Here is a 20,369-nt window from a genome sequence, read left to right on the forward strand (position 1 = left end):
TGAATATGGAAAATTTACTGGCGCTGACCCTGGCCGATGAGACGCCGGAAGAGAAAGAGGGGGATGGCCCCTCATTTCGCTGGCGATGGCTGGGGCGCGGGGTGCTTGAGCTGACGCCGACCGTAAAAAGCGATCTCTCGCTGCTGCTTTCAACGGGTATCCACGGGAATGAAACCGCACCCGTTGAGATTGTTGATCTGCTGCTGCGTGCGCTGTACCGCAATGAGATCGCCCTGAAGTGCCGCGTGCTGGTGGTGCTCGGCAATCCACCTGCGCTGGCGCAAAACAAACGGTATCTGGTGAGTGACATTAACCGCATGTTCGGCGGCCGCTGGTCGCAGTTTCCGCAGAGTGACGAAACGGCGCGGGCTGCGTGGCTGGAAAACGTCGTGACGACGTTTTTTGCCGCGTCGGGCCCTGCGCGCTGGCATCTCGATCTGCATACGGCGATCCGTGCCTCTTACCATGTCCGCTTCGGCGTTCTGCCGCAGCGCAATCAGCCGTGGGATGAAGCGTTCCTGAGCTGGCTGGGGGATGCCGGGCTGGAGGCGCTGGTCTTTCACCAGTCGCCGGGCGGGACCTTTACTCACTTCACTTGCGAACGTTTTGGCGCGCTGGCCTGCACGCTGGAGCTGGGAAAAGCGCTCCCGTTTGGTCAGAACGATCTGACCCGCTTTGCACCAACACATCTTGCGCTTCGGGCGCTGCTGGGCGGCACTGAGCCAGAACACGCGCAGGAAGCCGTCGTGCGTTATCGCGTCGTGCAGCAGATTACCCGCCGCAGCGAGGCATTCCAGCTGCATATGGCCGCACACACGCTGAACTTCACCCCGTTCCGCAAAGGGACGCTACTGGCGGAAGATGGTGATGAGCGCTATGAGGTGCAGAAAACCACTGAATATGTGCTTTTCCCCAACCCCTCCGTCGCGTTTGGCCTGCGGGCCGGCCTGATGCTGGAAAAAATCGTCTGAACGCTTCCCCTCTCATCATCGGAGAGGGGAAGCTAAAATCTTTTCTTAGCGATTAAAGCGTTGTGAATACTTTTACGGAATATTCCTGGCGAATTGCTTTATTATTCATCGTCACTTCGTTATACTTCTGCTAAATCTCTTTAAAATCATCGCATTGAATATTTATTGTTGCAACTCTCCACGCTTTATCCTTATTTCCTCCACATTTGGCGAAAAATTGTTTTTTACACTTTCATTGTTTTACCGTTGCTCTGACTAATTGACGATAAACCCCGTAAAGTTAATCTCGTCAACACGGCATAGCGCCGAAGAATAACTGAAAGAAAGGAAATAAATTATGCGTAAGTTTACTGCACTGTTTGTTGCTTCTACCCTGGCTCTGGGCGCTACCAGCATGGCGTTCGCCGCAGAAACCGCAACCACCACCGCCGCGCCAGCTGAAGGCAAAATAATGATGCATCATAAAGGCAAGCCGGGTATGCACCACGAGATGATGATGTTGAAAGATCTGAACCTGACCGATGCGCAGAAACAGCAGGTTCGTGACATCATGAAAAGCCAGCGTGACCAGATGAAGCGTCCTCCGCTGGAGGAGCGCCGCGCGATGCATGACATCATTGCCAGCGACAGCTTCGATAAGGCGAAAGCCGAAGCGCAGATCGACAAAATGGCCGAGCAGCACAAAGCCCGCATGCTGGCCCACATGGAAACCCAGAACAAGATCTACAACATTCTGACCCCGGAACAGAAAAAACAATTTAATGCCAATTTTGAGAAGCGTCTGACAGAACGTCCGGCGATGGAAGGTAAAATGCCAGCACCAACCGAATAATCGGTTCAACATCTTAAGACCGCCGGGATCCTGTCCACAAAAGCGTAATCGCTGTGGACAGGACTGGCGGTTTTTCTTTCCTGCCCTCTTGTCTGCCGCTGCCAGCGCGGTATTCTCCTGTAGTCGCCTCAGAGAATGTGTGTAGAGTCATAACGTTAGAATTTTTATTAACGTTCCGCTAAGGCCTGTCCGCTCTGCTGCCGATACTGTGTCTGTGAGTCCCTGACGATAACAAACAAGACAGCAAGGATAGTAATATCCTTGCCCTGGCACAGGTTGTGCCATTCAGGAGTGGTGATGGAGTTCTTTGATATCCGTAAGATGCCGGTCAGCCTCTGGCGCAATGGTGCTGGCGAAACGCGTGAGATTTGCTGTATCCCTCCCGCGACACGCGACTTTTGCTGGCGTGCCAGCATTGCGACCATCGCCAGCAACGGCGAATTCTCCTCGTTTCCCGGCGTCGATCGGGTGATTACCTTGCTGGAAGGAGGGGAGGTGACGCTCGATGCCGGTCAGGCGTTCTTTCATACTCTGAAGCACCATCAGCCCTACAGTTTTGCCGGCGACCTGCCGGTAAAGGCGTTGCTTTCGGATGGAAAGATGGCAATGGACTTCAACATCATGACCCGGCGCGACTGCTGTCAGGCGAAAGTACGGGTTGCTGACCGCACCTTTACCACCTTTGGCTCGCGCGGGGGCGTTGTGTTTGTGTTAAGCGGCGCATGGCAGCTGGGCGATAAATTACTGACGGCCGATCAGGGCGCCAGCTGGGAAGAGGGGACCCATACGTTGCGTCTGCTGGAATCTCAGGGTTCCCTGCTGTTCAGTGAAATCAACTGGCTGCCGGGTCACTGAGTTCGACGATCTCGAACTTGCCGGTTAACACGGGTTTGCAAAGGATTTTGTAGCCGTCGTGGTCAAATCCGGCGGGGGTACGCAACAGGGTTGCCGCGTCGTTTAGATTATCGACAGCCCCCAGCCAAAGCCAGTTATTGATGATGTGGTACTGCGTCATCGTTTCACCCACTTCTTTTAGCGCGACGGCGCCGTCCCACGGCCAGCAGTTGACGCTAATTGCTGCCAGGCCCGAGAGGAGCCGGGCGTGATGCGCCTCAACGCTCTCTTTTCCGCAGCAGGCGCCAGCACAGCGTTTCAGCGCGGAGCGGAAACAGGCGCGGCCCCGCGTCGTCCCCTCTAAACCTAAAAGGCCGTAGCACAGCTGCTGCTCGTCGGCGAGCGTCTGCAAGGCCTGCAGAGCCGCACGCTTATTCGCGAACAGTCCGAAGAGATTCGGGGCGTGGGAGAAATCGACCTCGCGGGCGTAGACGACCTGCGGCCTGCCGTCGTTGATTTGCAGGGAGCAGAGCTGGCGGTTGCGGCGAAGGCGCTTATTGAACAGCGGCTGCTGCTCTTTTATCAGCCGGGCTTCCAGCAACAGTGCGCCCATTTCTCCCGCCGTCCGGAACCAGGTAATGCGTCGCGACTGGCGAAGCATAGCAGCCTCGTCCGGGGTACGCAGATGGGATAGCACCCGGCTGCGAATATTGACGCTTTTGCCGATATAGAGCGGCAGGGTGTCGCTTTCACCGTGAAAAATGTACACGCCCGGCTGCTTAGGCAACGCCTCGAGCCAGGGGCGAAGGTGCTCGGGATATTCGTAGATTGCCGCCGCTTCAAATTCAAGACGCGGGGCGGATTGACGCCTGCTCACATACTGCTCCATATACTGTTCAGGTATACAGTGTAGCAGGAGTGTGATGGTTAAAAAAGAGCCGGGTGGCGGCTGCCCCTCACCCTAACCCTCTCCCCAAAGGGGAGAGGGGAATGTCCACTGCTCGCATAAATTTGTGGAGAAGCGTTTATTTCCAGAAATCGTCAAACACCGTAATGGGCGTGTGGCGCTTGTGCTCGGTTTTCAGGTACCAGCCCTCGATAATTTTCGCGGTACTTTCATCCAGCGTTTTGCCTTCCAGATAATCGTCAATATTGTCATAGGTGACGCCAAGGGCCGCTTCATCCGGCAGGGAAGGGCGATCGTCTTCCAGATCCGCTGTTGGCGCTTTCTTATACAGATGCTCAGGGCAGCCCAGCGCGGCCAGCAGCTGCTTGCCCTGACGCTTGTTGAGACGGAAAATCGGGTTGATATCGGTGCCGCCATCGCCATATTTGGTGAAGAAACCGGTGATCGCTTCTGCCGCATGGTCGGTGCCGACGACGACGCCTTTGGTCATCCCGGCGATGCTGTACTGCGCTTTCATGCGCTCGCGTGCTTTTTCGTTGCCGCGAACAAAATCGCTCAGCTCAATGCCCGCTTCACGTAGCGCCTGCTCGCTTGCCAGCACCGATCCCTTAATATTCACGGTCAGCACGCGGTCTGGCTGGATGAACGTAATGGCATCCTGGCAATCCTGCTCGTCCGCCTGTACGCCATAAGGAAGACGCACGGCGATAAACTGCAGTGTCTCATCGCCCGTCTCTTCGCGAAGCTCAGAAATCGCCATCTGGCACAGTTTACCTGTCAGGGTAGAGTCCTGCCCGCCGCTGATGCCCAGCACCAGGGATTTCAGGAAAGCGTTCTTTTTTAAGTACGACTTTAAAAAATCCACGCTGCGGCGGATCTCTTCCTGTGCATCTATCGCAGGCTTCGCGCCCAGCGCCTGAATAATCTCTTGTTGCAGAGCCATCATGCCCTCCATCTGCAGACCATAAACGGATTGTGTTAACTGTTAAAACTAACCCTTTGGGCGGAAAACGACAAGGATCACAGTTTCGAGTGCGCTAATTTACGGCGATTTAGCAGGTTATCGTTGTTTTATTAGATTTTTCCGAAATTCGTCTGGCGTAATTCACAAAGTTGAACAATAGTACTTTTTATCCCATGCTTAGATAACACGCTGATAAACAAGAGGACGGAATATGAACAAGAACGTAGCAGGAATTCTTAGCGCAGCGGCGGTACTGACGATGCTGGCAGGGTGTACGGCTTACGATCGCACCAAGGATCAGTTTACCCAGCCCGTGGTTAAAGATGTCAAAAAAGGCATGACCCGTTCGCAGGTGGCGGCGATTGCCGGGAAACCTTCTTCCGAAGTGACAATGATCCATGCGAAGGGTACCTGTCAGACTTACATCCTGGGTCAACGTGATGGTAAGGCTGAAACCTACTTTGTAGCCCTGGATGATACCGGACATGTGATTAACTCCGGCTATCAGACCTGTGCTGAATATGACACCGATCCGCAGGCGCCTAAGGCGCAGTAACCCTGCTTGCCTGACGACGTTAACAAGCCGGCCTCTGGGCCGGTTTTTTTATACATACGTAAATCTTATTTCTTTGCGCGAATTATTTGCCTGAAATGTGAAGGTAGTCAACAAGCCAGGTCAATGAGAGACAATTTTGGTGTATTCAGAATTATCCCCTGTCTGTACCATTGCGTATACTCAATCCAACGATAAACAACAGTACGCAAGCTACCTGTCTGCCGGGACAGCGAGTCGAGTGATAGCGCGACGGCAGGTAGTCATACAAGAGGGAAATTATGATGGAAAAGAAACATATCTACCTGTTCTGCTCAGCGGGCATGTCAACCTCGCTTCTGGTGTCAAAGATGCGTGCACAGGCTGAAAAGTATGAAGTTCCAGTGGTGATTGAAGCGTTTCCAGAGACGCTGGCGGGCGAAAAAGGCCAGAAAGCGGATGTTGTTTTACTGGGGCCGCAAATTGCCTATATGTTGCCCGAAATTCAACGACTGCTACCGAATAAACCGGTCGAAGTGATCGACTCGGTGCTGTACGGCAAGATTGATGGTTTAGGTGTTCTTAAAGCTGCTGTGGCAGCAATTAAAAAAGCTGCTAATTAATTTTTATTTTTTCCCGTCAAAGAGTTATTTCACACACAATTACGCCGTGACATGCGTTACGGCATTTAAGGGTATTTTCCTATGAGTAAAGTCATCGCTTCACTTGAAAAGGTACTCCTTCCTTTTGCTGTTAAAATAGGAAAGCAGCCTCACGTTAATGCCATCAAAAACGGTTTTATTAAATTAATGCCGTTGACGCTGGCCGGGGCCATGTTCGTTTTAATTAACAACGTTTTTCTGAGCTTTGGTGAAGGTTCCTTCTTTTATTCATTAGGAATTCGGTTAGACGTTTCCACGATTGAAACCCTTAACGGTTTTAAAGCCATCGGCGGCAACGTATATAACGGTACGTTAGGTATTATGTCGCTGATGGCGCCTTTCTTTATCGGGATGGCGCTCGCAGAAGAGCGTAAAGTGGATCCGCTGGCCGCCGGATTATTATCCGTTGCCGCGTTTATGACCGTCACGCCTTACAGCGTGGGTGAAGCCTACGCCGTGGGTGCGAACTGGCTTGGCGGGGCCAACATTATCTCCGGTATTGTTATCGGCCTGGTGGTGGCAGAAATGTTCACCTTTATTATTCGTCGTAACTGGGTTATCCGCCTGCCGGATAGCGTACCGGCTTCCGTTTCTCGTTCATTTTCCGCGTTGATTCCAGGCTTCATTATTCTCTCCATTATGGGGATTATCGCCTGGGCGCTCTCTCACTGGGGTACGAACTTCCACCAGATCATCATGGACTCTATCTCTACGCCGCTGGCGTCGATGGGTGGCGTGGTGGGTTGGGCGTATGTGATTTTCACCTCTCTGCTGTGGTTCTTCGGTGTGCACGGTTCACTGGCACTGGCCGCGCTGGACAGCGGAATTATGACCCCGTGGGCACTGGAAAACGTTGCGCTTTACCAGCAGTATGGCTCCGTTGATGCGGCGCTGGCGGCAGGTAAAACCTTCCATGTGTGGGCGAAGCCGATGCTTGACTCCTATATCTTCCTGGGTGGTACCGGGGCGACCCTGGGTCTGATCATCGCGGTCTTTATTGTCTCTCGTCGCGCTGACTATCGTCAGGTGGCTAAACTGGCCCTGCCATCAGGCATCTTCCAGATTAACGAGCCGATTCTGTTTGGTCTGCCAATCATCATGAACCCGGTAATGTTCATCCCGTTCATCCTGGTACAGCCACTGCTGGCAGCCATCACCCTGACGGCTTATTACCTGGGTATTATTCCACCGGTCACCAACATTGCACCGTGGACCATGCCGGCAGGTCTGGGTGCGTTCTTCAACACCAACGGTAGCGTCGCGGCCTTCCTGCTGGCGATATTCAACCTCGGGATTGCGACCCTGCTTTACATGCCATTCGTGGCGATTGCGAACAAAGCCGCCACCATTATTGATGAAGAAGAGAGCGAAGAGGATATTGCCCTCTCACTGAAATTCTAAGATTGACCGGCGCGGGGAAGCCCGCGCCAGCTACAAGGAGCTTAAACATGTTAGATTTGGATAGTATCGTCGCAGACGAAGCCGCAGAGAACGATCTCGAAGAAGTGGTGATGGGGCTTATCATCAACTCCGGACAGGCCCGTAGCCTGGCCTATGCTGCACTGAAGCAGGCCAAGCAGGGCGATTTCGCCGCCGCAAAAACCATGATGGAGCAGTCCCGCACTGCGCTGAACGAAGCGCACCTGGTACAGACAAAGTTGATTGAAAGCGACCAGGGCGAAGGGAAAATGAAGGTCAGTCTGGTGCTGGTACACGCCCAGGATCACCTGATGACCTCCATGCTGGCGCGCGAGCTGGTAGCAGAGTTAATCGAGCTTCACGAGAAAATGCACTGAGTCGGATTTTGCAGCAGGAGGTCAGCACGATGGAAATTAAAACCGCATTTGAACAGCAGCTGTTTAATGGCAAAAATTTTCACGTGGTTATCTACAACAAAACGGAGAGCGCCAGTGGCCTGCACCAGCATGACTACTATGAGTTCACGATTGTTCTGACCGGCCGCTACTACCAGGAGATCAACGGTAAGCGCGTCCTGCTTGAACGTGGAGATTTTGTTTTCCTGCCGATGGGATCCTATCACCAGAGTTTTTACGAATTTGGTGCCACCCGCATTCTGAACGTGGGCGTCAGCAGACGCTTCTTTGAGAAGCACTACCTGCCGCTGGTGCCGTTCTGCTTTGTGGCGTCTCAGGTATACCGTGTCAAAAACGAGTTCATGACCTGGATTGAAACGGTTATTGCCTCGCTTAACTTCCGCGACAATGAATTTGATGAATTTATTGAAACGGTGACCTTCTACGTGATGAACCGGTTACGTCATCATCGTGAAGAGCAGCAGGTGACGGATGATGTTCCGCAGTGGCTGCGCAGTACCGTTGAGCTGATGCATGATAAAGGCCAGTTCAGTGAAAATGCGCTGGAAAATATGGTGTCACTGTCGGGCAAATCCCAGGAATATCTGACCCGCGCGACGCAGCGTTATTATCGTAAAACGCCTGTGCAAATTATTAATGAAATCCGCATTAACTTTGCTAAAAAACAGCTGGAAATTACCAACTACTCTGTCACTGATATTGCTTATGAGTCAGGATATAGCAGCCCCAGCCTGTTTATTAAAACCTTTAAGAAATTGACTTCATTCACACCGAATAGTTACCGGAAAAATCTAACGGTAATTAACTGAATTTCGGCGGGCTTATCCGCCAAAAATATTGCTTTAATGGCTTGCCCAAATAGCGGGAAGAGTACGCTATACCTTGCAGGCGATTAACCTGATACGCTAAGGGAGATATTATGCAAAAGAAATTAAAAGTTGTAACCATTGGTGGCGGCAGCAGCTATACCCCGGAATTACTCGAAGGTTTTCTGAAACGTTATCATGAATTACCGGTCAGCGAATTATGGCTGGTGGACGTTGAGGAAGGTCAGGAGAAGCTGAATATTATTTTCGACCTGTGCACGCGCATGGTGGAAAAAGCGGGCGTGCCTCTGACCGTGCATAAAACCCTCGACCGTCGACTGGCGCTGAAGGATGCGGATTTCGTCACCACTCAGCTGCGCGTCGGCCAGCTGAAAGCGCGTGAGCTGGATGAGCGTATCCCGCTGAGCCACGGTTACCTGGGGCAGGAGACCAACGGCGCGGGCGGTCTGTTTAAAGGCCTGCGCACCATTCCGGTGATTTTCGACATCGTCAAAGATGTGCAGGAGATCTGCCCGAACGCGTGGGTGATTAACTTCACTAACCCAGCCGGAATGGTAACCGAGGCGGTTTATCGTCATACCAATTTCAAACGCTTTATCGGCGTCTGTAATATTCCGATCGGTATGAAGATGTTTATCCGCGACGTGCTGGCGCTGACCGATCAAGACGAACTCTCTATCGATCTGTTCGGCCTGAACCATATGGTGTTCATTAAAGACGTTATCGTGAACGGAAAATCGCGTTTTGCCGAACTGCTCGACGGCGTGGCTTCCGGCCGCCTGACCGCGGCTTCCGTGAAAAACATCTTTGACCTGCCGTTCAGCGAAGGGCTGATCCGCTCGCTGAATCTGCTGCCGTGCTCGTACCTGCTTTACTACTTCAAGCAGAAAGAGATGCTGGCCATCGAAATGGGCGAGTACTATAAGGGCGGTGCGCGCGCGCAGATCGTTCAGAAAGTCGAGAAGCAGCTGTTCGATTTGTATAAAGATCCGAACCTGAACGTCAAACCGAAAGAGCTGGAGCAGCGCGGCGGGGCTTACTACTCCGATGCCGCGTGTGAAGTGATTAACGCCATCTACAACGACAAGCAGGCGGAGCACTATGTGAACGTGCCGCATCACGGCCATATCGACAATATCCCGGCGGACTGGGCCGTCGAGATGACCTGCATCCTGGGACGCGATGGGGCCAAACCGCATCCACGCATCACCCACTTTGATGACAAGGTCATGGGCCTGATCCACACCATCAAAGGCTTTGAAGTAGCGGCGAGCAACGCGGCGCTGAGCGGTGAACTCAATGACGTGCTCCTGGCGCTGAATCTCAGCCCGCTGGTGCATTCCGACCGCGATGCGGAGCAGCTGGCCAGCGAGATGATCCTGGCGCATGAAAAATGGTTGCCGAACTTTGCCGCCACGATCGAGAAGCTGAAGTTCAAACAACACTGAGAGGACGCACAATGGAAAACCTGCTGATCGTTAATGCTGATGATTTTGGTCTCTCGAAAGGCCAGAACTACGGCATTATTGAAGCCTGTCGCCGGGGGGTTGTGACCTCAACAACGGCACTGGTGAATGGTGAAGCGGTTGAACACGCGGCGCAGTTGAGCCGCGAGGTGCCAGAGCTGGGCGTCGGCATGCATTTTGTGCTGACCCTCGGAATGCCGCTTTCGCCAATGCCGGGTCTGACGCGTGACGGTCTGCTGGGCAAATGGATTTGGGAACTGGCGGAGCAGGGTGCTCTGCCGCTCGAAGAGATTGCCCGTGAGCTGGACTGCCAGTACAACCGCTTTGTTGATGTGTTTGGCAAAGCGCCGACACACATCGACAGCCATCACCATGTGCATATGATCCCGGCGATTTTCCCGATTGTTGCCGGATTTGCACAGCGTAAAGGCGTGGCGATGCGCGTGGATCGCGACGTGCGCGGAGTACCGGAGTGCGCCGTGACGACAACCGAGGGGTTCAGCAGTGCATTTTACGGCGACCAGATCGACAAAGCGCTGTTCCTGAAGGTGCTGGATGAGTCCGCCGCGCGGGGGGAAAAGTCGGTAGAAGTGATGGCGCATCCGGCGTTTGTTGATAATACGGTACGGAAAAGCGCCTACTGCTGGCCGCGCCTGGCGGAGCTGGACGTGCTGACGTCAGCGTCGCTGAAGTATGCGATTGCCGAGCGTGGGTATCGTCTGGGCACGTTCAGGGATCTGTAAGACATTCCCCCTCAGCCTAACCCTCCCCACAAAGGGGCGAGGGGACTGGGCGGTGCAGTCTGTAATGTGAGCACCGGTCTGCATTTCTCCCTCTCCCTTTCAGGGAGAGGGCCGGGGTGAGGGTATTTTTACGCCGGTATCTGATCAATCTTACTGCTGCGCGACCAGACGCGGTGCGCAGCGAGCAAATCAAACAGCTTCGTCATAAACGCATCGTCAACGTTATCGCCCTCGACAATGCCGTCCTCACCCTGCTCGGCAACCTTCAGCTGTGCCTTAAACTGTCGCGCGTCGCCGGACAACGCGATCGGTTTCAGGTGCTTATAGGCTTCCAGCAGATAATACACGGCGTCACCGTTGTTCAGCAGGCTGGCAATATCGCCGCACGGCACAATCACCGCATCGACGGTCAGCGACGGCGCACCGGCAAAGGTCGCCGCCACAGGCAGCACGGAGCCGTCATCGGCGGTCACTTCACCCATGCGGGAATAGAGCAGTTTGGCGTGTACGCCCTGGGTTTTAAGCGCCTGCATAATCCCCAGCACGTCGCTGGCACGGGTTTTGTCGTTCAGCAGGATGGCGACCACGCGGCCCTTAATCGAGCCACCCGGCACCGCATACAGGCTCAGCGACGGATCTTTCTTCACGCCGTTGACCTCTTTCGGCGGCGCAAGATTGCGCTGCTCGTCGGTCAGGGTAATACCGAGGTTATCCGCCACGCTCTGGGCGAGCTGAATATCAATATGCGCCAGCTGATCGACCACCCGCTCGCGGATGTAGGAGCGCACCACTTTACTCAGCTCGAAGCTAAAGCCGCCGATGATGTGCTGTTGCTCAATCGGCGTCTGGCTGTTCCAGAACAGGCGAGGGTGGGCGTAATACTCACCGAACGAGGGGCTGCGCTCGCGAATTTTGTTGCCGTCGATACGTTCCTGGTACGATTCGAATCCACCGCGTTTCGGGCCCGGCGGGGTTTCTCTCGGCCAGTTGTCGTTGATGGAGTTCGGCTCATAGTTCGCCGGATTGGTATCAATATCCTGACGGTGCATCCCGTCGCGCTGGAAGTTATGGTACGGGCACGTTGGACGGTTAATCGGGATTTCATGGAAGTTTGGCCCGCCAAGACGGCTAATCTGCGTATCGGTATACGAGAAGAGGCGCCCCTGTAAGAGCGGATCGTTGGTGAAATCCAGTCCGGGGACGATGTGACCCGGGTGGAACGCGGCCTGCTCGTTTTCGGCAAAGAAATTATCCGGGTTGCGGTTGAGCACCATTTTGCCCACCAGCTGAACCGGTACCAGCTCCTCGGGAATGAGTTTGGTCGGGTCAAGCAGGTCGAAATCGAACTTAAACTCGTCCTCTTCCGGGATCAGCTGCAAGCCCAGTTCATATTCCGGGAAGTCACCGGCTTCAATGGATTCCCACAGCTCGCGGCGATGGAAGTCCGGATCGCGCCCGGTGAGCTTCTGCGCCTCATCCCACACCAGCGAGGCTTTACCCGCCACCGGCTTCCAGTGGAAGCGCACAAACGTGGCTTTACCTTCTGCGTTGATCATGCGGAAAGTATGAATACCAAATCCCTCCATGGTGCGATAGCTGCGCGGGATCCCACGGTCAGACATCGCCCACATCACGTTGTGCAGGGTTTCAGGCTGCAGGGAGACATAGTCCCAGAAAGTGTCGTGCGCACTTTGTCCCTGCGGTATCGCCCAGTGGGGCTCCGGTTTTACCGCATGGACAAAGTCAGGAAATTTATGCGCATCCTGAATGAAAAACACCGGGGTGTTATTGCCAACCAGATCGAAAATACCCTCTTCGGTATAAAACTTGGTGGCAAAGCCGCGGATGTCACGCACCGTGTCGGCGGACCCTGCGCCACCCTGTACGGTGGAGAAGCGCACAAATACCGGCGTGATTTTGTCCGGATCAGAGAGGAAGTCCGCTTTGGTGATCGCTTTCAGGCTTTTGTATGGCTGGAAGTAGCCGTGCGCCGCAGAACCGCGCGCGTGAACGATGCGCTCCGGAATTCGCTCATGGTCGAAATGGGTGATTTTTTCCCGCAGGATAAAATCTTCCAGCAGCGTTGGCCCACGCGACCCGGCGCGCAGGGAGTTCTGGTCATCGGCTATGCGCACGCCCTGGTTGGTGGTGAGCGCAAAACCTTCGCCGCCTTTGCGGTGCGGCTCAAGCGATTTCAGCTTCTCGTTTCCGGTGTCCGGCGATTTCATGCTTCCCGGCGCGGTCGGCTGTTCGCCAGGGGCAGAGGGGCCGGGGGAGGGGCGATGAGAGCCATCTGAAGGGGCGAGAGAGTCCATACCCGGTTGAGATTCTTCAGTGCCATGAATCGGTGATTGATGTGATTTATCTTTATTCGACATTGCACGCTTCTCCTTTATCCATTGCTAAAAACCCTATTAAGGATAGAACAATGTCGTGAAATGGCTCGCTAACTAAGAGTTTTCACATGCCGACATTGACGAAAGGAGCCTTCTCGCCCACTCGGGGCGCGACGGAAGGTAGCAGGATCGGCTATCATAGAATTTTCCTGCTTCAAGAATTTGCTTTAGTGAACCAGTCGCTTATGAAACCTCTTCGTCAACAAAACCGCCAGGTTATTAGCTATGTGCCCCGCGTTGAGCCCGCGCCGCCTGACCATGCCCTGAAAGTGGATGGTTTTCGCGATGTCTGGCAGTTACGGGGCAAATACGTGGCCTTTGTGCTGATCGGCGAACATTTCCGCCGCTCGCCCACGTTTACCGTGCCGGAGTCAGCGCAGCGCTGGGCGACGCAGATCCGCCAGGATGAAGAGGTTGAAGAATAACAGCCAAAAAAAAACCGCCATCAGGCGGTTTTTTTAATTTCTGCAGTGATTAACGGTGCGCCAGCTCGGCGTCGTCTTCACTTTCCAGAATCGCTTTATCGGTCTGCTTCAGCCACTGGCTGGTCAGCGTACCGGCAGTCATGGAGCCGCTCACGTTCAGCGCGGTACGGCCCATGTCGATCAGCGGTTCAACGGAGATCAGCAGCGCGACCAGCGTGACCGGCAGACCCAGCGCAGGCAGCACAATCAGCGCGGCGAACGTTGCGCCACCGCCGACACCGGCAACGCCAGCGGAGCTGATGGTAACAATGCCGACCAGCGTCGCGATCCATACCGGATCCAGCGGATTGATCCCAACGGTAGGGGCGACCATGACCGCCAGCATCGCCGGGTAGAGACCCGCACAGCCGTTCTGACCAATGGTGGCACCAAAGGACGCAGAGAAGCTGGCGATAGACTCCGGTACGCCCAGACGACGGGTCTGCGCTTCAACGTTCAGCGGAATAGACGCGGCACTGGAACGGCTGGTGAAGGCAAAGGTCAGTACCGGCCATACCTTACGGAAGTATTTCAGCGGGCTGACGCCGTTCACGCCCAGCAGGATGCCGTGCACCACGAACATAATGCCCAGGCCCAGATAAGAGGCCACGACAAAGCTGCCCAGCTTGATGATGTCCTGCAGGTTAGAACCGGCAACCACTTTGGTCATCAGCGCCAGAACGCCGTATGGCGTCAACTGCATGACCAGACGGACCAGTTTCATCACCCAGCTTTGCAGGGTATCAATTGCCGTCAGCACGCGCTCGCCTTTTGGCGCATCGTCTTTCAGCAGCTTCAGCGCCGCCACGCCCAGGAACGCGGCGAAAATGACCACGCTGATGATGGAGGTTGGGCTGGCACCGGTCAGGTCAGCAAACGGGTTCTTCGGAATGAAGGAGAGCACCATCTGCGGAACCGTCAGGTCAGCCACTTTACCGACATAGTTGGTTTGAATTGCGGTCAGACGTGCCGTTTCAGCCGTGCCCTGAACCAGACCTTCGGCCGTCAGGCCAAACAGGTTGGTGACCAGCACGCCTACCAGCGCCGCAATCAGCGTGGTAAACAGCAGGGTACCAATGGTCAGGAAGCTGATTTTACCCAGCTGGGTCGCATTGTGCAGACGGGCTACGGCGCTCAGAATAGAGGCGAACACCAGCGGCATAACGATCATCTGCAGCAGCTGGACATAGCCGTTACCGACAATGTTGAACCACTGGATAGAATCTTTCAGAACTGGATTATCGGAGCCATAAATCGCCTGCAATGCCAGACCAAATACGACACCCATGGCCAGACCAACCAGCACTTTTTTCGCCAGGCTCCACTGTTTGTGGCGCGCCTGCGCGAGAAGCAATAGCAATACAACGAACACGACAATGTTCGCGATGAGTGGAAAATTCATCCCCGTTCTCCTGATTTATTATGGGATCGGTTTTTCCCGATCCTGTTGGCGGAAGGTTAGCAGAAGTGTGATGTCGCGCTTATATCCAAATGGAATGGTTTATGACAAACGGAATGATTTTGTCGGTTTACTGTTCAATCTGGTGATGAATAAAACGATTGAACTGAAATTGCAGCGAATTAATCATCTGGGAAGACCAGCGCACTGCACTGTTTTCGGGCAATGTTTGCGGCATCCAGACGGCGTAGGCGAACAGCGCCATGCACAATACGCGCTCCAGCTGGTTACCTTTCTGCGGCGCAAGAATGGGAAAACGGAAACGCCACCGGCAGGGCCAGAGTAGCGGCACGCCTGCGGGCGTCAGCATATCGGCGAGGATATGGCTTAAGTAACCCAGCACCATGCCCTGAATGGCATCCCCGGGCACAATCCAGCTTTCGGGTACTTTTAAATAGAAAAGCGTCAGCAGGGCGAACACGGCCAGCAGGCTGTGGGTAAACCCCCTGTGACCGAACGCGCGGGCAATGGGTTTCGATACCCACTTCAGACGCTGTCCGAGGAACGATTTCGGGTGGTCAATATCGGGTAGCAGGCAGGTTAATACGGCGGAAGGGACAATATGCCACCAGTCTCCCTGTGCAAGCACGGGAGTGAGTTCTGCGTTTTTGGCAAATACTGCGCACGCAATGGAAAAAAGCAGGTGGCCTTCCGCCGTCATGATAAAACCCACGAAACTGTCAATTTATACAGTATAGGGTTTTTATACAGTGCGCGAAAGAGGTGACGGTGTAACTGTTTGTCACAAACGCGCGTCAGCGCGCCAGCCAGCCGCCGTCGACGGCTAAGGTGTGACCATTTACGTAATCTGATGCGGCGGAGGCTAAAAAGACGACCGGTCCCTGAAGGTCATCCGGTACTCCCCAGCGCCCCGCCGGGATGCGCTCAAGGATCTCCGCATTACGCTGTTCGTCCGCGCGCAGCTGCTGCGTGTTGTTCGTCGCCATGTAGCCTGGCGCGATGGCATTCACGTTGATGCCATGTGTCGCCCACTCATTCGCCAGCAGACGCGTGATGCCGAGCACGCCGCTTTTCGAGGCAGTATACGACGGAACGCGAATACCGCCCTGGAAGGAGAGCATAGAGGCAATATTGATAATTTTGCCGCCCTGGCCCTGGGCGATAAATTGTTTGGCTACCGCCTGCGAAAGGAAAAAGAGCGACTTGAGATTCAGGTTCATGACGTCATCCCAGTCTTTTTCACTGAACGCCAGCGCATCCTCCCGGCGGATCGTCCCGGCATTGTTCACCAGAATATCGACTCGCCCCATCGCCGCCACGGCGGTATCCACGACGTGCTGAAGGTTATCCTGCTGACTGAGATCGGCACGAATAGCCACAAATCGTCTTCCGAGCGAGGTGACGCAGCTCGCCGTTTTCTCCGGATCTTTGCGGTTTACGCCCACGATATCGCATCCCGCCTGCGCCAGCGCAATGGCCATGCCTTGTCCCAGACCGGTATCGCACCCGGTGATGAGGGCCACTTTGCCTGAAAGAGTAAAGGTATCCAGTATCATACGCGCCTCAGAAGCCTGTTTATTGTCGTTCTGACGTTAAAGATAGGAGGCGGGAATGAGAAAAGCAAACGAAATGAAACGATGTTTTGTTTTTATCAGGCAGCATAACGCTGCCTGAAAGCGGGGCGTTATTCGCCGCGCAGGTGTTGTGCCGTCAGCTCAGCCAGTGAATTTAGCTTGACGTCGGCAAGAGCATACCGGGGATCGTGGCGGTTTACTTTATCGGGAACCACAATGGAGCGCATACGCGCGGCTTTGGAGGCCACCATCCCGTTGACGGAATCTTCAAGCGCGACGCAGGTTAGGGGATCAAGTCCCAGCTTCGCGGCGCAGTCCATATAGACCTGCGGGTGCGGCTTGCTGTAGGGCAGTTTTTCCGCGGAAGCCAGGGCGTCAAAACTGTCGCGCAGCTCAAACATGATCAGCACCTTTTCCAGCATATGCAGCGGTGAAGCCGAGGCCAGGCCGACCTTCAGCCCCTGCGATTTGCACAGCGCGACAGCTTCACGTACGCCTGGCAGGAGCGGCTTGTTCTCCTCCACCAGCGCGATGGCGCGGCTGATAATGCGCGCGGTGACTTCGTCGCGATCGGGTCCCACCCACGGCTGTTGGGCGTACCAGAGGTCAACGACCATATCAATGCGCAGGCCCAGCGTGTCAGGAAGTTCATTACGGCGGCTGATATCAACGCCCAGGCTGGCCATCACGTCCAGCTCGGCGCGATCCCACAACGGCTCGGAATCAATCAGTAATCCATCCATGTCAAAAATAGCGGCAAGTATCTGGCGCGGTGTCGACATCACAACGTCTCCTTATCCAGGGTGTTCGACAGACGATAAGTGCTAAGCACAGTCTGCAATTTAGCATATTGCTTTTAAAGAGCGGGCGAAATTGATGACCAGCAGGTAGACTTAGGCTCAAATAACGCGTCTTTATGAAGAGGAACTGATGACGTATCAACAAGCTGGACGCATTGCTGTCTTAAAACGTGTTGCTGGCTGGGTGATTTTTATTCCCGCCGTCATTTCAACGCTGATCTCCGTACTCAAGTTTATGTACGATCACAGTGAAAAACAGCCGGGCATTAATGCGGTAATGCTTGATTTTGCGCATGTCATGATTGAGATGATGCGGTTCAACACGCCGTTCCTGAATGTTTTCTGGTTCAATTCGCCAACGCCTGACTTTCACCATCAGATGAACGTTGGGTTCTGGATTATCTATGCGCTGATTTTTGTGGCGATGGCGCTGCAGGCTTCGGGCGCACGAATGAGTCGCCAGGCCCGTTTTTTACGCGAAGGAGTGGAAGATCAGCTGATTCTTGAGAAGGCGAAAGGCCCGGAAGGGATGAGCCGCGAGCAAATTGAATCCCGCATTGTGGTACCGCGTCACACCATTTTCCTGCAGATTTTCCCGCTCTATATCCTTCCCGTTATCATCATTGTGGCCGGATACTTCTTCTTTTCACTGCTCGGTTTTCTGTAGCAGACAGGGGTGGCAGTACGGCCACCCGCTCTGTCCTTACGCGGCAAGCACGCGTTCAAGCGCACGCTGGGCGTTGACCAGATGCTGCCCACCAAACAGAATGGCTCGGTTCATTAGCGTATAGAGCTGATATACCGGCTGGCGTTCGAGAAAATCAGGCGGCAGGGGGGAGACAGACTGATAGCCATCGTATATTTGCGGCGGCTGTTCGGGATGGAGCGGCAGCATGGCGAGATCGCACTCACGATCGCCCCAGTAACAGGCCGGGTCGTAAATATAGGGGCCACCAGGGCCCAGCGCGCAGTTATCGGACCATAAATCGCCGTGCAGCAGAGAAGCCGGAGGCTGGTGGGAGGCCAGACGCTGCTGAACATGCTCGACGATGGCGTCAATATTGCCAAACTCCAGCCCTTTTTCAGCGGCTAATTCAAGCTGCCAGCCAATGCGCTGCTCGGCAAAAAACGTTGACCATCGGCGCTGCCAGGCATTGGGCTGCGGCGTGGTGGAAAGGTCGTTGTCAAAGTCGAGACCAAACTGGGGCTGGTCACTCCATTGGTGCAGGTGCGCCAGCTGCTGGCCGAGAATGAAGGCATTATGGGCATCCAGCGGGCGGGCAGGAAGATACTCCATGACCAGAAAACTGTAGTCCCGGTCGCTGCCTACGGCAAGTACCTCAGGTACCGTCACCGTTTTACTGCGCGACAGCAGTTCAAGCTGATCAGCTTCAGCGGTAAAAATCGGGAGCAGCTCCCGCTCATCGCATTTAACGAAAAGATCGCGTCCTGCGTAGCGTAAATGCCACGCGGCGTGGATCTCACCGCCCGGCAGTTCGTTACGCAGTTCAATTTCACCTTCACCCAGTTGCTCACTTAAAAGATGACTGATAGCCTGCCACATGTTGTCTCTCCCATGTTGTCTGCCAGATCATAAAGTTAGCGCATAATTACGGTAGAAAAATACGAACTAACGCACACCTGAGCGGTTTAATTTCATACAGGGCACTTATTGTTCTTTTTTCTGCCAGCTTTCCCAGGTCTCTACGGTAATATCGGCTGGCTTGTCGGTCACACTTTCCACCAGACTGGCGGCCAGCGCCTGAACCTCTTCCTCACTCAGGGCGCCGATCAGCCCGAATGTCAGGGTGCCTAAATCATGAATATGGCCTTCGTCATCCGTCAGCGTGAGCAGGAAATTAGCCCGCGTGAAGGCGTTGTTGAGCTCATTAAGCTCGGTCAGCGATGCTTCATGAAGATTGATGGTCACGACGTAGCGAGTGATGTCACCACTGCTCATAATTCACCTCATTGTTATCATGGAAGTTTTCTTAGCATAGTCGATAGGCCATATTTGGCGACTACGATGCGGCTTTCCCCTCCCGGTCGGGAGGGGAGAATGTGTTAATTGCGGGACAGGTAATCGACGATTTTTTGCGTATCGGCCAGCGAGCAGAGACGCGTTCCCTGGTTAATGGTCGCGGCGCTACCCGCCGCAACGCCGTAGCGCGTCATGTCCAGCAGCGATGCGCCCTCCGCCAGTTTAAGCGTCATTGCGCCCACCATGCTATCACCCGCACCAACCGTGCTCTGGCTCTTCATCGGCGGCGGGACGACCTGAACGGATGACGTTTCATCGACCGCCAGCGCCCCCTGCGGGCCAAGGGAAACCACGACGCGTCGCGCTTTACCGCTGCGCACCAGCTCCTGCGCGGCAGTGCGAACATCATCGGGCTGCGTCAGTTCGCGGTTGACCAGCGCGCTTAACTCTTTCTGGTTCGGTTTGACCAGCTCGAGATTGCCCGGCACTAAGGCAGCCTGCAGCGCGTCGCCGCTGCTGTCGACGATGCAGCGAATGCCGCGCTGCTGAGCCGCCTGAATAAGCGCCGTGAGCTTTTCTATGCTTACGCCTGGCGGCAGGCTGCCGCTTATCACCAGCAGCGCGCCGCTCTCAATCGTCAGCACTTTTTCTTCAAGCTGGCGAAACTCATCATCGCTCAGTTTTGCGCCGGGCATAACAAAACGATACTGCTCGCCGCTCGACTCCACGTGGACATGCAGGTTTTGACGCGTCCAGTCTTTGGCATCGACCGTCTCCACGGCAACCTGTTCATCTGCCAGCAGAGAGACCAGGTGTTCACCCGTGGCGCCACCCGCAGGAAAAATGGCCGTCGCTTTGCCGCCGAGATGCGTAATGGCGCGCGCCACGTTGATTCCACCGCCGCCGGGCTCGAAGACGGGCGCGCTGCAGCGCAGTTTACCTTCCGGGTAAATCTGGGGCGTCAGGGTCGCGGAATCCAGGGAAGGGGAGAGCGTCAGGGTGTAGATAGAAACCATCTTTACCTCCTTTTAGCGTGGGTTCCTTTTAGTCTGGCACCATTTGTCAGGAAGGCAATGTAAATAACAGTATGATTTTAAATATGAATACTGACGAAAAACCCTGGGCGAGATATATAAACTAAAACGCATTTTGAGATCGTTC

General features: G+C 54.6%; 22 protein-coding genes. 12 read left to right on the top strand and 10 right to left on the bottom strand.

Annotated features, from left to right (window positions below; all coding sequences use genetic code 11):
* The first annotated feature begins 5 nt into the window (after window positions 1-5).
* The 3 genes from astE (at window position 6) to ves (ending at window position 2,658) form a co-directional block, all read left to right on the top strand.
* Window positions 6-971, top strand: coding sequence for a succinylglutamate desuccinylase (gene astE / locus ACWKXT_RS02060; RefSeq protein ID WP_454527103.1), 966 nt, complete (start codon window positions 6-8; stop codon window positions 969-971).
* A 337-nt stretch (window positions 972-1,308) separates the two neighbouring features.
* Window positions 1,309-1,803, top strand: a complete 495-nt coding sequence (gene spy / locus ACWKXT_RS02065) for an ATP-independent periplasmic protein-refolding chaperone Spy (RefSeq protein ID WP_454527102.1) — start codon at window positions 1,309-1,311, stop codon at window positions 1,801-1,803.
* 297 nt (window positions 1,804-2,100) lie between these two features.
* The gene (gene ves / locus ACWKXT_RS02070) at window positions 2,101-2,658 is read left to right on the top strand and encodes an environmental stress-induced protein Ves (RefSeq protein ID WP_454527101.1); all 558 of its coding nucleotides are present in this window, start codon (window positions 2,101-2,103) and stop codon (window positions 2,656-2,658) included.
* Here the strand turns inward: ves and cho are convergent.
* Together cho and nadE are read right to left on the bottom strand one after the other, a co-directional pair.
* A complete protein-coding gene (gene cho / locus ACWKXT_RS02075; protein ID WP_454531539.1) occupies window positions 2,636-3,514 on the bottom strand; it encodes an excinuclease Cho in 879 nt (292 codons plus the stop codon). The genes ves and cho overlap by 23 nt on opposite strands.
* Before the next feature lie 148 nt (window positions 3,515-3,662).
* Complete coding sequence (gene nadE, locus ACWKXT_RS02080) at window positions 3,663-4,487, bottom strand: ammonia-dependent NAD(+) synthetase (protein WP_454531540.1); 825 nt, start codon at window positions 4,485-4,487, stop codon at window positions 3,663-3,665.
* 232 nt (window positions 4,488-4,719) lie between these two features.
* Here nadE and osmE point away from each other — a divergent pair, with 232 nt between their 5' ends.
* The 7 genes from osmE to chbG all read left to right on the top strand — a co-directional run bounded on the left by osmE (window position 4,720) and on the right by chbG (window position 10,573).
* On the top strand, window positions 4,720-5,064 hold the full coding sequence (gene osmE / locus ACWKXT_RS02085) for an osmotically-inducible lipoprotein OsmE (protein WP_010430142.1): 345 nt from the start codon (window positions 4,720-4,722) through the stop codon (window positions 5,062-5,064).
* A 281-nt stretch (window positions 5,065-5,345) separates the two neighbouring features.
* Window positions 5,346-5,663 (top strand): PTS N,N'-diacetylchitobiose transporter subunit IIB, encoded by a 318-nt coding sequence (chbB, locus tag ACWKXT_RS02090; protein ID WP_454527361.1) that lies wholly within the window; start codon window positions 5,346-5,348, stop codon window positions 5,661-5,663.
* 81 nt (window positions 5,664-5,744) lie between these two features.
* Window positions 5,745-7,103, top strand: a complete 1,359-nt coding sequence (gene chbC / locus ACWKXT_RS02095) for a PTS N,N'-diacetylchitobiose transporter subunit IIC (protein ID WP_454531541.1) — start codon at window positions 5,745-5,747, stop codon at window positions 7,101-7,103.
* A 47-nt stretch (window positions 7,104-7,150) separates the two neighbouring features.
* Complete coding sequence (gene chbA, locus ACWKXT_RS02100) at window positions 7,151-7,498, top strand: PTS N,N'-diacetylchitobiose transporter subunit IIA (protein ID WP_028012800.1); 348 nt, start codon at window positions 7,151-7,153, stop codon at window positions 7,496-7,498.
* Window positions 7,499-7,503: 5 nt separating this feature from the next.
* Window positions 7,504-8,346, top strand: a complete 843-nt coding sequence (chbR, locus tag ACWKXT_RS02105; RefSeq protein WP_119914790.1) for a transcriptional regulator ChbR — start codon at window positions 7,504-7,506, stop codon at window positions 8,344-8,346.
* Between the two features lie 110 nt (window positions 8,347-8,456).
* Window positions 8,457-9,812, top strand: coding sequence for a 6-phospho-beta-glucosidase (locus tag ACWKXT_RS02110; protein WP_454527098.1), 1,356 nt, complete (start codon window positions 8,457-8,459; stop codon window positions 9,810-9,812).
* An 11-nt stretch (window positions 9,813-9,823) separates the two neighbouring features.
* Entirely contained in the window at window positions 9,824-10,573 is a 750-nt protein-coding gene (gene chbG, locus ACWKXT_RS02115; protein ID WP_454531542.1) for a chitin disaccharide deacetylase, read from the top strand.
* A gap of 128 nt (window positions 10,574-10,701) precedes the next feature.
* Here the strand turns inward: chbG and katE are convergent, their stop codons facing one another.
* Window positions 10,702-12,951: a catalase HPII gene (katE, locus tag ACWKXT_RS02120; RefSeq protein WP_454527096.1), complete on the bottom strand. Its 2,250-nt coding sequence runs from the start codon at window positions 12,949-12,951 to the stop codon at window positions 10,702-10,704.
* An 86-nt stretch (window positions 12,952-13,037) separates the two neighbouring features.
* Between katE and cedA the strand changes: the two genes are divergently transcribed.
* The gene (cedA, locus tag ACWKXT_RS02125) at window positions 13,038-13,394 is read left to right on the top strand and encodes a cell division activator CedA (protein ID WP_454527095.1); all 357 of its coding nucleotides are present in this window, start codon (window positions 13,038-13,040) and stop codon (window positions 13,392-13,394) included.
* A 49-nt stretch (window positions 13,395-13,443) separates the two neighbouring features.
* Here cedA and tcyP read toward each other — a convergent pair whose 3' ends face one another.
* The 4 genes from tcyP to hxpB form a co-directional block, all read right to left on the bottom strand.
* Window positions 13,444-14,835, bottom strand: a complete 1,392-nt coding sequence (gene tcyP / locus ACWKXT_RS02130; protein WP_080327398.1) for a cystine/sulfocysteine:cation symporter — start codon at window positions 14,833-14,835, stop codon at window positions 13,444-13,446.
* A 127-nt stretch (window positions 14,836-14,962) separates the two neighbouring features.
* Window positions 14,963-15,553 carry a metal-dependent hydrolase gene (locus tag ACWKXT_RS02135; protein ID WP_080327397.1) on the bottom strand — a complete coding sequence of 197 codons (591 nt, stop codon included), beginning with the start codon at window positions 15,551-15,553 and terminating at the stop codon, window positions 14,963-14,965.
* 94 nt (window positions 15,554-15,647) lie between these two features.
* A complete protein-coding gene (gene kduD / locus ACWKXT_RS02140; protein WP_454531543.1) occupies window positions 15,648-16,409 on the bottom strand; it encodes a 2-dehydro-3-deoxy-D-gluconate 5-dehydrogenase KduD in 762 nt (253 codons plus the stop codon).
* A 128-nt stretch (window positions 16,410-16,537) separates the two neighbouring features.
* A complete protein-coding gene (gene hxpB, locus ACWKXT_RS02145; RefSeq protein WP_454531544.1) occupies window positions 16,538-17,209 on the bottom strand; it encodes a hexitol phosphatase HxpB in 672 nt (223 codons plus the stop codon).
* Between the two features lie 148 nt (window positions 17,210-17,357).
* Here hxpB and ACWKXT_RS02150 point away from each other — a divergent pair, with 148 nt between their 5' ends.
* Window positions 17,358-17,894 carry a YniB family protein gene (locus ACWKXT_RS02150; RefSeq protein ID WP_454527091.1) on the top strand — a complete coding sequence of 179 codons (537 nt, stop codon included), beginning with the start codon at window positions 17,358-17,360 and terminating at the stop codon, window positions 17,892-17,894.
* Between the two features lie 36 nt (window positions 17,895-17,930).
* On the opposite strand, the gene ACWKXT_RS02155 is transcribed toward ACWKXT_RS02150, so the two are convergent.
* The 3 genes from ACWKXT_RS02155 to pfkB all read right to left on the bottom strand — a co-directional run bounded on the left by ACWKXT_RS02155 (window position 17,931) and on the right by pfkB (window position 20,224).
* Window positions 17,931-18,791, bottom strand: coding sequence for a fructosamine kinase family protein (locus tag ACWKXT_RS02155; RefSeq protein WP_454527090.1), 861 nt, complete (start codon window positions 18,789-18,791; stop codon window positions 17,931-17,933).
* Window positions 18,792-18,896: 105 nt separating this feature from the next.
* Entirely contained in the window at window positions 18,897-19,187 is a 291-nt protein-coding gene (gene ghoS / locus ACWKXT_RS02160) for a type V toxin-antitoxin system endoribonuclease antitoxin GhoS (RefSeq protein ID WP_119914786.1), read from the bottom strand.
* 104 nt (window positions 19,188-19,291) lie between these two features.
* Window positions 19,292-20,224, bottom strand: coding sequence for a 6-phosphofructokinase II (gene pfkB / locus ACWKXT_RS02165; RefSeq protein WP_454531545.1), 933 nt, complete (start codon window positions 20,222-20,224; stop codon window positions 19,292-19,294).
* Window positions 20,225-20,369 lie beyond the last annotated feature (145 nt).

This window comes from Enterobacter sp. UPMP701 (assembly GCF_053709515.1).

Coding starts and splice junctions, on each gene's coding strand:
- ACWKXT_RS02155 (WP_454527090.1), bottom strand. CDS start 18,791: ATGTGGCAGGCTATCAGTCATCTTTTAAGTGAGCAACTGGGTGAAGGT.
- pfkB (WP_454531545.1), bottom strand. CDS start 20,224: ATGGTTTCTATCTACACCCTGACGCTCTCCCCTTCCCTGGATTCCGCG.
- hxpB (WP_454531544.1), bottom strand. CDS start 17,209: ATGTCGACACCGCGCCAGATACTTGCCGCTATTTTTGACATGGATGGA.
- cedA (WP_454527095.1), top strand. CDS start 13,038: ATGCCGACATTGACGAAAGGAGCCTTCTCGCCCACTCGGGGCGCGACG.
- katE (WP_454527096.1), bottom strand. CDS start 12,951: ATGTCGAATAAAGATAAATCACATCAATCACCGATTCATGGCACTGAA.
- chbB (WP_454527361.1), top strand. CDS start 5,346: ATGGAAAAGAAACATATCTACCTGTTCTGCTCAGCGGGCATGTCAACC.
- kduD (WP_454531543.1), bottom strand. CDS start 16,409: ATGATACTGGATACCTTTACTCTTTCAGGCAAAGTGGCCCTCATCACC.
- ACWKXT_RS02150 (WP_454527091.1), top strand. CDS start 17,358: ATGACGTATCAACAAGCTGGACGCATTGCTGTCTTAAAACGTGTTGCT.
- ghoS (WP_119914786.1), bottom strand. CDS start 19,187: ATGAGCAGTGGTGACATCACTCGCTACGTCGTGACCATCAATCTTCAT.
- spy (WP_454527102.1), top strand. CDS start 1,309: ATGCGTAAGTTTACTGCACTGTTTGTTGCTTCTACCCTGGCTCTGGGC.
- ves (WP_454527101.1), top strand. CDS start 2,101: ATGGAGTTCTTTGATATCCGTAAGATGCCGGTCAGCCTCTGGCGCAAT.
- nadE (WP_454531540.1), bottom strand. CDS start 4,487: ATGGCTCTGCAACAAGAGATTATTCAGGCGCTGGGCGCGAAGCCTGCG.
- ACWKXT_RS02135 (WP_080327397.1), bottom strand. CDS start 15,553: ATGACGGCGGAAGGCCACCTGCTTTTTTCCATTGCGTGCGCAGTATTT.
- chbA (WP_028012800.1), top strand. CDS start 7,151: ATGTTAGATTTGGATAGTATCGTCGCAGACGAAGCCGCAGAGAACGAT.
- osmE (WP_010430142.1), top strand. CDS start 4,720: ATGAACAAGAACGTAGCAGGAATTCTTAGCGCAGCGGCGGTACTGACG.
- ACWKXT_RS02110 (WP_454527098.1), top strand. CDS start 8,457: ATGCAAAAGAAATTAAAAGTTGTAACCATTGGTGGCGGCAGCAGCTAT.
- chbC (WP_454531541.1), top strand. CDS start 5,745: ATGAGTAAAGTCATCGCTTCACTTGAAAAGGTACTCCTTCCTTTTGCT.
- astE (WP_454527103.1), top strand. CDS start 6: ATGGAAAATTTACTGGCGCTGACCCTGGCCGATGAGACGCCGGAAGAG.
- chbG (WP_454531542.1), top strand. CDS start 9,824: ATGGAAAACCTGCTGATCGTTAATGCTGATGATTTTGGTCTCTCGAAA.
- tcyP (WP_080327398.1), bottom strand. CDS start 14,835: ATGAATTTTCCACTCATCGCGAACATTGTCGTGTTCGTTGTATTGCTA.